The 11950-nt window shown below is 59.2% G+C and carries 11 protein-coding genes; 4 read left to right on the top strand and 7 right to left on the bottom strand.

Annotation, left to right across the window (positions count from 1 at the left end; translation table 11 throughout):
• Positions 1 to 68 precede the first annotated feature (68 nt).
• Positions 69 to 404 carry a hypothetical protein gene (locus tag ACUNV4_RS07215; protein WP_430877831.1) on the top strand — a complete coding sequence of 112 codons (336 nt, stop codon included), beginning with the start codon at positions 69 to 71 and terminating at the stop codon, positions 402 to 404.
• A 111-nt stretch (positions 405 to 515) separates the two neighbouring features.
• Positions 516 to 2744, top strand: a complete 2229-nt coding sequence (locus tag ACUNV4_RS07210) for an NADP-dependent isocitrate dehydrogenase (RefSeq protein ID WP_430877830.1) — start codon at positions 516 to 518, stop codon at positions 2742 to 2744.
• Positions 2745 to 2897: 153 nt separating this feature from the next.
• Here the strand turns inward: ACUNV4_RS07210 and ACUNV4_RS07205 are convergent, their stop codons facing one another.
• Positions 2898 to 3854 carry a PfkB family carbohydrate kinase gene (locus ACUNV4_RS07205; RefSeq protein WP_430877829.1) on the bottom strand — a complete coding sequence of 319 codons (957 nt, stop codon included), beginning with the start codon at positions 3852 to 3854 and terminating at the stop codon, positions 2898 to 2900.
• Positions 3855 to 3909: 55 nt separating this feature from the next.
• The gene (locus ACUNV4_RS07200; protein ID WP_430877828.1) at positions 3910 to 4797 is read right to left on the bottom strand and encodes an adenylate/guanylate cyclase domain-containing protein; all 888 of its coding nucleotides are present in this window, start codon (positions 4795 to 4797) and stop codon (positions 3910 to 3912) included.
• A 121-nt stretch (positions 4798 to 4918) separates the two neighbouring features.
• Here ACUNV4_RS07200 and ACUNV4_RS07195 point away from each other — a divergent pair, with 121 nt between their 5' ends.
• Positions 4919 to 5770, top strand: coding sequence for a 2OG-Fe(II) oxygenase family protein (locus ACUNV4_RS07195; protein WP_430877827.1), 852 nt, complete (start codon positions 4919 to 4921; stop codon positions 5768 to 5770).
• Positions 5771 to 5880: 110 nt separating this feature from the next.
• Complete coding sequence (locus tag ACUNV4_RS07190) at positions 5881 to 6627, top strand: SDR family oxidoreductase (RefSeq protein ID WP_430877826.1); 747 nt, start codon at positions 5881 to 5883, stop codon at positions 6625 to 6627.
• On the opposite strand, the gene ACUNV4_RS07185 is transcribed toward ACUNV4_RS07190, so the two are convergent.
• The 5 genes from ACUNV4_RS07185 to mntR form a co-directional block, all read right to left on the bottom strand.
• Positions 6611 to 8182 (bottom strand): cation:proton antiporter domain-containing protein, encoded by a 1572-nt coding sequence (locus tag ACUNV4_RS07185; RefSeq protein WP_430877825.1) that lies wholly within the window; start codon positions 8180 to 8182, stop codon positions 6611 to 6613. The two genes, ACUNV4_RS07190 and ACUNV4_RS07185, sit on opposite strands and share 17 nt — an antisense overlap.
• A gap of 65 nt (positions 8183 to 8247) precedes the next feature.
• Positions 8248 to 9426 carry a M20 aminoacylase family protein gene (locus ACUNV4_RS07180; RefSeq protein ID WP_430877824.1) on the bottom strand — a complete coding sequence of 393 codons (1179 nt, stop codon included), beginning with the start codon at positions 9424 to 9426 and terminating at the stop codon, positions 8248 to 8250.
• Between the two features lie 35 nt (positions 9427 to 9461).
• The gene (locus tag ACUNV4_RS07175; RefSeq protein WP_430877823.1) at positions 9462 to 10157 is read right to left on the bottom strand and encodes an orotate phosphoribosyltransferase; all 696 of its coding nucleotides are present in this window, start codon (positions 10155 to 10157) and stop codon (positions 9462 to 9464) included.
• Positions 10158 to 10284: 127 nt separating this feature from the next.
• Positions 10285 to 11328 (bottom strand): dihydroorotase, encoded by a 1044-nt coding sequence (gene pyrC / locus ACUNV4_RS07170; protein ID WP_430877822.1) that lies wholly within the window; start codon positions 11326 to 11328, stop codon positions 10285 to 10287.
• A gap of 25 nt (positions 11329 to 11353) precedes the next feature.
• Positions 11354 to 11833 carry a manganese-binding transcriptional regulator MntR gene (gene mntR / locus ACUNV4_RS07165; protein WP_430877821.1) on the bottom strand — a complete coding sequence of 160 codons (480 nt, stop codon included), beginning with the start codon at positions 11831 to 11833 and terminating at the stop codon, positions 11354 to 11356.
• Positions 11834 to 11950: the final 117 nt, after the last annotated feature.

The raw sequence follows: 11950 nt of genomic DNA, 5'->3' as shown, positions 1-11950 counted from the left end.
GGTTTACATGAGCGCAAGTCACAGGTCTCGTGACCTGAAAGAACCTTCACATCGTCGGAACAGCCATCATGGGCACACAACAGTCATTCAGAACGTCCACCAGCTGGGATCAGGCCGTCTCCATGCTGGACCTCAGTTTCCCGCTGGCCGACGGTTCCCACGGGAGTGTCGCTGCCTATCTGCTGCACTTCGACCACCTGGCGGCCATCATGGTCGATGGCAGCGTGACCGCCTTGCGCCGCCCCGCCCAGTTCATCGAAGCCAGCGGCAACCCGGAGGCACCACAGAGCATCCTGCTGGAGCAGCAGGGTATCCAGGTGGAAATCGAGACCGTCACCCGCAAGGTCACCGCCACAACGGATGATCCGCAGCACCGCCTGCAACTGCTGACCACGCTGGACTGACTCTGCCGCAGCAGGCCCGTGTGGGGAAACGCGACACTTTTCCCCACCGCTTGATTTCGAGGAGTTTAAGTACGACCATTGGGAGTTATCTCCTCGACTGTGAAACTCCCGATGACCGACCACAGGCCTACTGTGATTTACACACTGACGGACGAAGCCCCGGCACTCGCCACTCACTCGCTTCTGCCGATCATCCAGACCTTCACGGGTGCAGCTGGCATCTCGGTGGAAACCCGTGACATCTCGCTCGCTGCGCGTCTGCTCAGTCAGTTCAATGATCACCTGAACGAAGACCAGCAGACCCATGACGCTCTGGCGGAGCTGGGTGAGTTGGCGACCCGCGCGGAAGCCAACATCATCAAGTTACCCAACATCAGTGCCTCCATCCCCCAGCTCAAGGCCACGATTGCCGAACTGCAGTCAAGGGGCTACAAGGTGCCGGACTATCCGGATGACCCGCAGAGCGAGAAGGAGCGGGACATTCGACAACGCTACGACCGCGTCAAGGGCAGTGCCGTCAATCCGGTGCTGCGCGAAGGCAATTCGGACCGACGCGCACCGGCAGCGGTCAAGAACTATGCCCGCGCCAATCCACATGCCATGGGTGCCTGGTCGAGCGAATCCCGTTCACATGTATCTCACATGGACGGCGGCGACTTCTTCTCCAATGAACAGTCCGTCACGATCGCCGAGGCCGGCACGATTCGTATCGAGCACGTCGACGTCGATGGCAATGTCGCAGTACTGAAACCGGATTTCGCTGTCTCCGCCGGTGAAATCGTCGATGCCACCTTCATGAGCCGTGCCGCCCTGCAGTCCTTCTTTGCCGAGCAGATCAGACAGGCAAGGGAACAGGGAGTGCTGCTGTCCTTGCACCTGAAAGCCACCATGATGAAGGTATCCGATCCCATCATCTTCGGTCACGCGGTACGCAGCTATTTTGCCGATCTGTTCGAACAGTACGGAGACATCCTGGAAGCGGCCGGAGCTGATGCCTGCAATGGTTTCGGCAGCGTACTGGATGCCATCGAATCACTGCCTGCCGATCAGCGGGACGCCATCGGCCAGTGTGTTCGCGAATGCCTCGACCAAGGCCCGGCGCTGGCCATGGTCAATTCCGACAAGGGCATCACCAATCTGCACGTACCCAGCGACGTCATCGTCGATGCATCCATGCCCGCCATGATTCGCACCTCGGGGAAGATGTGGAACAGCGACGGCCAGTTGCAGGACACGAAAGCACTGATTCCCGACAACAGCTATGCCGCTGTCTATCAGGAGACCATCGATTTCTGCCGTGAGCACGGCGCATTCGATCCTGCCACCATGGGGACGGTACCCAATGTCGGCCTGATGGCACAGAAGGCCGAAGAGTACGGCTCGCACGACAAGACCTTCGAGATTGCTGCCGATGGCACGGTCCGGGTGGTGGATGGCAGCGGTTCGATCGTGATGAGCCATGCCGTGCAGACCGGAGATATCTGGCGCATGTGCAACGTCAAGGATGCTCCGGTGCGGGACTGGGTCAGGCTGGCCGTATCCAGGGCTCGTGCTACCGGCAGCCCCGCCATCTTCTGGCTCGACAATGCCCGCGCGCATGATCGCCAGCTGATCGACAAGGTCAGCCACTATCTGCAGGAGCACGATACCCAGGGCCTGAACATCAGCGTCATGTCGCCGGGTGAGGCCACGCGTCACACTCTCGACAGACTCAAGGCCGGCAAGGACACCATTTCAGTCACCGGCAATGTGCTGAGAGACTATCTGACCGACCTCTTCCCCATCCTGGAACTGGGCACCAGTGCCAAGATGCTGTCCATCGTGCCCTTGATGCAGGGCGGTGGCCTGTTTGAAACCGGTGCAGGCGGTTCCGCTCCCAAGCATGTCGAGCAACTGGTGGAAGAGAATCACCTGCGCTGGGATTCATTGGGTGAATTCCTTGCGCTGGCTGTCTCACTGGAACATTTCGCCAACACCGCCGGTATCGAACGCGCCCGCCTGCTGGCAACGACTCTGGATACTGCCACCAGTCAATTGCTGCTGGAAGGCAAATCCCCCTCGCGGCGAGTCAATGAGCTGGATAACCGCGGCAGCCACTTCTACCTGGCGCTGTACTGGGCCCAGGCTCTGTCACAGCAGGATGAAGATCCGGCACTCAAAGCACAGTTCAGCCCGCTGGCAAAGGCGCTGCAGGACAACGAGTCAGCCATTGTCGATGAGCTCAATGCGGCTCAGGGCAAGGCCGTGGATATCGGCGGTTACTACTTGCCGGACATTGCAAAGTGCGAAAGCGTGATGCGACCCAGCGCCACCTTCAACGCGCTGCTGGCCGACTTCTGATCGGCCGTCCCGTCCAGCCACGACGAGTGACGGGAAGCTGTCAGGCGGAAGGTGCTTCTGCCCTGCAGCTTCCCGGCGTTGGGGGCTCCAGGCGCTTTCGCGGTTTCAGCCGCGCCCGGAAATGCCTGCCCCGTTCGTGAGTGAGTCCGATGCTCAGGGCAGCAGAGCAAGCTCGGATTCCACATCCTTGAGTGTTGGCAAATCGGCTCCGTGTCGCGAGCAGGTGATGGCAGCCGCTACCGCTGCGAAGTCCACGGCAGACTGCAGATCGGCAGCTGCAACATCCAGCTTGCCCGCGTTCATGCAGCCATTGGCTTTCAGCCAATGCAGGCTGGCTGCCTGAAAGGTATCACCGGCGCCAACGGTATCGGCCACGGTGATCTTCAGAGGTCGGGACCGACACTGTCGCCCATCAGCACTGTAGATGGTCGCACCACTGCTGCCTTCGGTCACCACGACAACGCTTGCACCAGCCGAAATCGTGTCCGCTGCAAACGATTCCAGCGATTTGTCTTCACCCAACAGGGTTGCAATATCCTCGTCACTGGCCTTGACGAAATCGGCCACTGAAGAGAATACGGCAAATGTTTCACGCCAGATATCGATATCGGGCTCTACCGTGGGACGCAGATTGGGATCATAGGAAATGATCCGCTGACCCGCTTCCCGCCTGGCCAGCGCCTGCAGGGCGCGACTGGTGTCTCCCACAGCCGTCGAGTAGGAGGCAAAATGCAACAGGTCGAGCGACTCGGGGAAGCTCGAGGGCAGCTCGTCGATCTGCATGGACAGATCTGCGGTGTTGTCGGTGTAGAAGGCATAGTTCGCCGACCCGTCCGCATTGGTCTTGATCATGGCCAGGGTACTGTTGAGTTCGGTAGGCAGCACCCAGTCCGGTCGGATGTCATTGTCTCGTATATAGGCCGAGATCTGCTGACCAATGAAATCCGTGGAATTCTTGCACAGGAATCCGGCTTCGTTACCCAGACGGGACAGGCCCACGGCAACATTGAATGGCGAGCCCCCGACATGCCCTTGCAAGGCAACCTTGCCGGCACTGTCGGTTGCTTGATTGAACAGGTCGACCAGAATATCGCCACAGCTGATGAACATGACTTGTATTTCTCCAGTGATCTTGCAACAGGCCTGATGAACAAGGCCGGGGGTTTCAGGCTTGCAACAACTCGAATTCGATCATTTCCGCATCAGTCTGCTCTGGCGACACACCCAGGCACAAGACGCCTCGACCATCCAGCACGATGGAATCGCGCCGAACCAGAAACGGCAATAGCGAATCCTTGCGCACAAAAGTGCCGTTGGTACTTTCATCCTGCATCAGGAACTGGCCATTGCGAAAACGGATCCGGGCATGATGTCGGCTCGCCTCATCGTTGCTCACGGCAATATCATTGTCGCTTGCCCGTCCCAGGCTGATTTCAACTTGCTCGGCTCCAGCATATATTATCCTGTTTCCATGACGAATCTGCAGCCGTTGCTCGGGTGATGTCGATTTCTCGAACTCCTGCCTTGACGCCAGGCGGGTCACGGCAACGGGTTGATCCTGCCAATGCAGGCGGTGTACCGTGAGCAATTCCGCTACTCCCTTTACCTCGATGGAATCGGCCCCTGACAGAAAGGGCTGGTAGCAGTCAGAGAGCTGTTCAACGGCATCGGCCGTCGCCATGATCTCGTCCACTCGAGAGAATTCGGCGACTCTGGCAGCAATATTCACGGCATGGCCGTAGACATCGCCGTCATCGGGAATGACCAGACCGCTGTGAAAGCCGATACGCACCGAGACAGGCATGTCCCTGTGCACCCGCTGAATATCCCTGGCACCCAGAAAGGCCTGATCGGGCGTCTCGAAACTGGCCAGTACCGAATCACCCACGGTACGCAGCACGGTTCCCTGATTCTCGCTCACTGCCTTGCGCATGCAGGCCAGGCTCTCGGCCACCAGCCGATGCGCACGGGCATCCCCTTCACGCTTGTAAAGGGCTGCGCTGCCACCGATATCGGCAAACAGTATGGTCAGCGGACGAGGTTCGGTACTCATGTTCAGATCAGGAGTTTCTGGCTCATGCGGAATCCAGCGAACATGGTAGCGCAAGGGGCCCGCCAACGGGCGTAGCTGCTATCATGAACGATCCCACAGCCTGTATCGAATGGTCGTCAACATGGTTGAACTCGTTGCCGTAGATTACGCCGCTGCCGACGCCGAGCAGCAATTTGTCCAGTCCCTGCGAGATACCGGATTCGGTGTCCTGCGCAATCACCCGATCGAGCAGAGTGCCGTGCAGGATATCTACCGCCACTGGACGGATTTCTTCAACAGCGACGAGCCGGACAACTTTCTGTTCGATCCGCAGAAGTATGACGGGTTCTTCCCCAGAGCCATGGCAGAAACGGCCAAGGGTCACACGGTGCGCGATATCAAGGAGTATTTTCACTACTACCCCTGGGGTCGCTGCCCGGATGCACTGAAGGCAGAAATCGATGCCTATTATCAATCCACCATCGAGTTCGCGGCAAAGCTGCTGGGCTGGATCGAGAACCAGACGCCCCCCGAGGTGGCAGCCGGTTATCGGGAACCCCTGTCCAACATGATCAATGGCAGCGAACAGACCCTGCTGCGTATCCTGCACTATCCGCCCATCGAGGACGGAGTGATGCCAGGCGCCATCCGTGCCGGCGCTCATGAGGATATCAACCTGATCACGCTGCTGCCCGCGGCCAACGAACCCGGCCTGCAAGTCAAGGCTCGTGACGGCAGCTGGCTGGATGTGCCTTGCGACTTCGGCAACCTGATCATCAACATCGGCGACATGCTGCAGGAAGCCTCTGGCGGATACTTCCCGTCCACCACGCACCGCGTCATCAATCCCGATGGCCAGGACTCCCGTCGTGCCCGCATCAGCCTGCCGCTGTTTCTGCACCCACGACCCGACGTCGTCCTGTCCGACCGGTATACCGCTGGCTCCTATCTGCAGGAGAGGCTCGAAGAGCTCAGAAGCTCTGACAAGAAGTAGGCAGCAGTAGCACACTCCCCTGTCATCCCTGACCCTGGATCCGCCCCCATGGTCAGACGCTTACACCAGGGCCCGGCTCTTCGCAGGGCCTCAACCACCGAAGAAGAAAAATGACACAGATCGCACTCGTTACTGGAGCAGGTTCCGGCATCGGCCGGGCGTCCGCCGAAGCACTCGCCCTTGCCGGTTTTCACGTGGTCCTGACCGGCAGACGTGAGTCAGCCTTGCTCGACACGCAGTCCCTGTCGACAAAACCGGAAAACATGAGCGTCATCAGCTGTGATGTCACTCAGGAGGATTCGGTGAATGCCTTGTTTGCCACCATCGAGGCCAGACATGGACGCCTGGATGTCCTGTTCAACAATGCCGGTACCAATGTGTCCGCCATGACCATCGATGAACTGTCCGTCGAACAGTGGCAACAGGTCATCAATGTCAACCTGCACGGTGCCTTCCTGGCCGCACGAGGGGCATTCACGCTGATGCGCAAGCAATCACCACAGGGTGGCCGCATCATCAACAACGGCTCGATCTCCGCTTATGTTCCACGCCCCGGTTCCGTACCCTACACGGTATCCAAACATGCCATCACCGGCCTGACGCGGACCCTGTCACTCGACGGCCGTCCCTTCGGCATTGCCTGTGGTCAGATCGACATCGGCAACACGGCCTCCAACATGACCGAGCAGATGAATTCCGGGGTACCGCAGGCTGACGGCTCCATCAAGCCGGAACCTACCATGGACACACAACATGTCGCCGATGCCGTCGTGAACATGGCCTCCCTGCCGCTGTCTGCCAATGTTCAGTTCATGACCATCATGGCAACCAACATGCCGTTCATCGGCCGAGGCTGAATTCCTCCAGGGTATGCTTGGCGAACTCCCGGCCGACTTCCTCGTATCGGTAGAACGTCAGGCAGCCCAACGCTTCCAGATCCGCGCTTTCATCCCGAAAGCGTGTGGCCACGGAGATGGTCTTGTCGAAATTCAGCTCGCGGGCCAATCTGGCCACGCGCAGATGTTCACGATGATTGCTGAGACAGACCAGTATCAGATCGCACTGGGTCAGTCCGGTACGTTCCCAGAAGTCCCGGTCTGACGCATCGCCATGCACACAGGGCCAGCCGGCCTCTTCCAGCTCCTGCGCTGCCGTGTAATTTTCCTCGATGCCGACGATATCGCGATGACCGGCCTCCCTCAGCGCATCGAAGGCACTGCGACCGATGCGCCCCATTCCCAGAATTGCCACTTTGGCATCACCTATGGAACCGATGATCTCTTCCGGCAGCCGCTCGGGTTTCTCGAAGCGACGCAGGCGATCACCGTAGCGTATGTACAGCTCATGGGCCTTGCGGTTGATCGGAATCGCCAGCACATAGGAAAAGGCCATGCTCAATGCCAGCGTGGTCAGCCATTGTTCCCGCAACACACCCGCCTGCTGCGCGATGGCAGCCACGATCAGACCGAATTCGCTGTAATTGAACAATGCCAGACTGGTGAACCATCCGGTTCGAGCACGCAAACCGAAGAACGTCAGCAAGGCAAAATAGATGATGGGCCGCAGCGTGATCAGAATGCCCAGCACGATGGCAATGTAGAGCAACTCGAGGCGCGGTATGCCGTAATAGCCGATCTGCAGAAAGAAGCCAATCAACAGCAGGTTCTTCAGTCCGAGCAACTGGTCATACAGTTCCTTCGACTTGGCCTGATGCGAGCGGGCCAGCAGAACCCCCATCATCAAAGCACCCAGCCCACCCTTGAGCCCTACCCACTGGAATATCTCGGCGGCTCCGAAGGCAAACACCACCCCGGAGAGCAGCAGCAATTCACCATGCCCGATCATGCCCATCAGGTATCTGAACACCGGAATGAGCAAGGGCAGTGACAGCAGGGCCAGTGCCCAGGGAGTCGGCCAGTGGCCGGAGGTGGCCACCAGATAGACGACAGCCAGTACATCCTGCACCACCAGAATACCGATGGCGATGGAGGCGTAGAACGATGCAGTTTCGCCGCGCTCCTCGAACAGCTTGATGGCCAGTACCGTACTGGAAAACGACAAGGCGAAGGCCAGCGTGATCGGTCCCGCCGCATGCACGAATCCCAGAGGTTCATAGACCATGCCGATCAGGTAGATGACGGCCGTGGTCAGCGGCACGGCAATCACCATGTGCAGCACCGCCGAGCCCCACACGTAGCGGGGTGTCAGATCACGCAGATTGAGCTTCAGGCCGATGGTGAACAGCAGCAACAGAATACCGGCATCAGCCAGCGGCGCGAGCGCCTCACTGGAGCCATATCCCAGTGCATTGCCGGTAAAGCCTGCCATCAGGTAACCGAGCAAGGGGGGATAGCCAAGCTTGCGGAAAATCAGTCCCAGCAAGAAGGCCAGGGCAATGACAAGTGGCTCCATGAGGTCAATCTACTCCGTGGTCATGTCGGTATCGGCGCAGCAACCGCGGACATGAGCGAAGCGGATCACGAGACCTGCATGGGCATCGACTCTGACACCAGGGTGACCCAGTACTGACAGCCATAGCGAAGGGCGTCATCGTTGAAATCGTATTTCGGATGATGCAGGTTCGCAGAAGGGCCATTGCCCATGAAAATGAAAGCTCCCGGTCGTTCATTGAGCATGTAGGAGAAATCCTCGGCGCCCATCATCGGAGGTCTGTCCGGATCCACCTTGTCGCTGCCCACCACCTTGCCGGCCACCTCCACCACGAAGTCCGTCTGTCTGGCGTGATTGACCGTCGGCGGATATCCATCCCGGTAGTCGACTTCCGCCTCGGCATCGAAGGCCCGGGCCGTGCGAGTGGCGATATCGATGATGCGCTGCCTGGATACCGTACGAACCTCTTCATCGAAAGCGCGCAAGGTACCGCGCATGTGCACCGTCTGCGGAATGACATTGTAGGCTGCCCCCTCCACTTCCAGCGTCGTGACGGATACCACCAGCGGATCGGTCGGCTTGACGCCTCGCGACACAATGCTCTGCAGCGCCAGCACGATATGGGAAGCCACCACCACCGGGTCGATGCAGACATGAGGCATGGCGGCATGCCCGCCCCGCCCCTTGACCACGATATCGAATTCATCGGCACAGGCCATCAGAGGGCCCGGACGAATTGCGAACTCTCCTACCGGCAGGTTCGGCATGTTGTGCAGACCATAAACCTCCTGGATGCCGAAGCGCTTCATCAAACCGTCTTCCACCATGGCAAGGCCACCGCCACCACCTTCTTCGGCCGGCTGGAAGATCACGATGACGGTTCCGTCGAAGTTACGGGAATCGGCCAGAGAACGCGCAGCTCCCAGCAGCATGGCCGTGTGCCCATCATGACCACAGGCATGCATGTGACCCGGCGTCTCGGAGCTCCAGGGCGCACCGCTGTCTTCCACGATGGGCAGAGCGTCCATGTCAGCCCGTAGTCCGATGATCTTGCCGGAAGCTTGCGAACGACCCTTGATGATGCCCACGACGCCGGTACGTCCGACGCCTTCAACCACCTCATCCAGACCGAAGTCGCGCAGCTTGTCGGCGACAAAGCCTGCCGTGCGCTGCACCTCGTAACCCAACTCCGGATGACGATGGATATCACGACGCCATTGCGTGATCTCGGGAAGAAGATTGTCCAGTCTGTCAGTGCTTCTCATGATCGTCATACTCGCGTGCGTGGGAACGTGCCGGATCAGGACTTGGGCTGATAACGTCCGCCGTTGGCCTCGGACCACGCCAGGGGATCGTTCAGGAAGGCCTCGACGGCGTCGTGGGTCTCGTCGCTGAAGTGACCCGCCTTGCGCGAAGCTGCCAGCACATCCCACCAGGTTGCCAGATAATGAAGCTGCAGACCGGCCTTGTCCAGATTTTCAGGCGTCTGCTTGAAGATGTCGTAATAGAAAACGACCAGTGTGTGGTCAACCACGGCGCCGGCTTCGCGAATGGCTTCGGCAAAGCTCAGCTTGGAGCCACCATCGGTGGTCAGGTCCTCGACCAGCAGAATCCGTTGACCCTCACGGATATCCCCCTCGATACGCGCATCACGACCGAAACCCTTGGGCTTCTTGCGCACATACTGCATGGGCAATTGCATGCGTTCGGCGATCCAGGCTGCAAACGGAATACCGGCCGTCTCACCGCCAGCCACGGCATCGAAGGCCTCGTAGCCGACGTCTCTGACCAGTGTGGACACGGCAAAATCCATCAATGTGGAGCGGATTCTGGGGTAGGAAATCAGCTTGCGACAATCGATGTAGACGGGACTGGCCAATCCCGACGTGAAGATGTAGGGCTCATCACTGCGAAAGTGTACCGCCTGGATTTCCAGCAGCATGCGAGCGGTGATGGCTGCCATTTCCTCGGGCGAGGCATATGAAGTTGTAAACATGGTTCAGGGCGATGTCTGCGGTTGCAAGAGGTGGTTCGGAATGGCCATGCCGAGCCCGCCAACGATGGTCGAGCCTGCCGTGTCAGGCATCACGGTCGTGCAGCTGTGCCGGGTTCCGAACATGGAATCAGATCACTTCCCAGTAGATGGGACGGGCAGGATCGAACGGCATGACGCACTCGTCGCCGACCTGCACGGGTGGAGGCAAGGGACTGGCGTTGCCGGATTTGCGCAGGGTCATGCTGGCATCATTCGGTGCCAAGCCATACCAGCGCGGACCGTTCAGGGATGCGAAGGCCTCCAGCTGATCCAGTGCACCGGCTTCTTCGAAAACGGCTGCCAGGCACACCATGGTGTTGGCCGCATTGAATACCCCGGCGCAGCCACAGTCACTTTCCTTGGAGGAACGCGTATGGGGTGCACTGTCGGTACCGAGAAAGTAACGCTCATCACCACTGGTAGCCGCCTTGACCAATGCCAGCCGATGTTCTTCGCGTTTGGCTATCGGCAGGCAGTAGTAGTGTGGCTTGATCCCGCCAACCAGCAGATGATTGCGGTTGATCATCAGGTGATGGGTGGTCAGCGTCGCGGCCAGGTTCCTGTCATTGGCAGCCACGTACTCCACACCATCGCGCGTCGTCACGTGTTCCATGACCACACGCAGTTCCGGCAGCTCTTGGCGCAAGGGCTCGAGTACGGTCTCGATGAAACGCGCCTCTCGATCGAAGATATCCACCTCCGCGTGCGTCACTTCGCCATGTACGCACAGGACAATGCCATGCTGCGCCATGGCCTCGAGTACCGGCATGACTCTGCTCAGATCGGTTACACCCGATGCCGAATTGGTGGTGGCCCCGGCAGGATACAGCTTGACGGCCAGGATGGTGCCGTCGGCAGCCGCCTGCACGACATCGGCGGCCTCGGTGGTATCCGTCAGGTACAGGGTCATCAATGGCTTGAAGCCGGAATCGGGCAAAGCGGACTGCACGGCCTGCTCGATGCGGTTCCGGTATTCCCGGGCGGCTTCTCCGGTTGTCACCGGGGGTACCAGATTGGGCATGACCAGCGCACGACCGAAATGGCGTGCCGAACTGGCTACCACCGCTTCGAGCATCGCGTCATCGCGCAGGTGCAGGTGCCAGTCGTCGGGCTGTCTGAGGGTGATCTGCATGGTCCTAGGTCATATATCCGCTGTTTCAGGAGTCTGTGCTGGAGTCCAGCGATTGGCGCTCATTGATGATCTGTCTGAAGGCTTCCAGCGTTTCCGACGACACGTGATGCTCGACCCCTTCGGAATCGATCTTGGCCGTGGCCTCGGACACGCCGATGCACAGCAGGAACTGGTAAACCAGATCGTGCCGTTCGCGACTGCTGTCCGCCAGTGCCTTGCCCTTGTCTGTCAGGAATATGGAGCGATAGGGTTCGCTGGTCACGAACCCTTCACGCTGCAATCTAGCCAGCGTCTTGCTGGCACTGGGCTGGGAAATGCCGAGCCGTTCGGCAACTTCTACCAGACGCGCCTCACCCTGCGACTGGATGAGATCATCGATGAGCTCGACATAATCTTCCGTGGATTCCATCTGGTGTGCCTGACGCACCACCGCAAACACCTCGGCCTGCTCATCGGGCTCCTGCAGCGGTCGCTCCGGCGAGCGATGGGAGGATTGTGGGCTCATGTCGAGGTGTGGCATCCGGATTGATCTGACAGGCGACCGTCGCCTGCTCGAAAAGGATTATGCCATGTTCTTGATTTATTATTCGAGTGCTATAAACTAAGCCTAGGCTAAACAAAT

The sequence above is a fragment of the Granulosicoccus sp. 3-233 genome (assembly GCF_052681095.1).
Note: the sequence above shows the minus strand (reverse complement) of the source record. Positions and strands in the feature narration are given on the sequence as shown.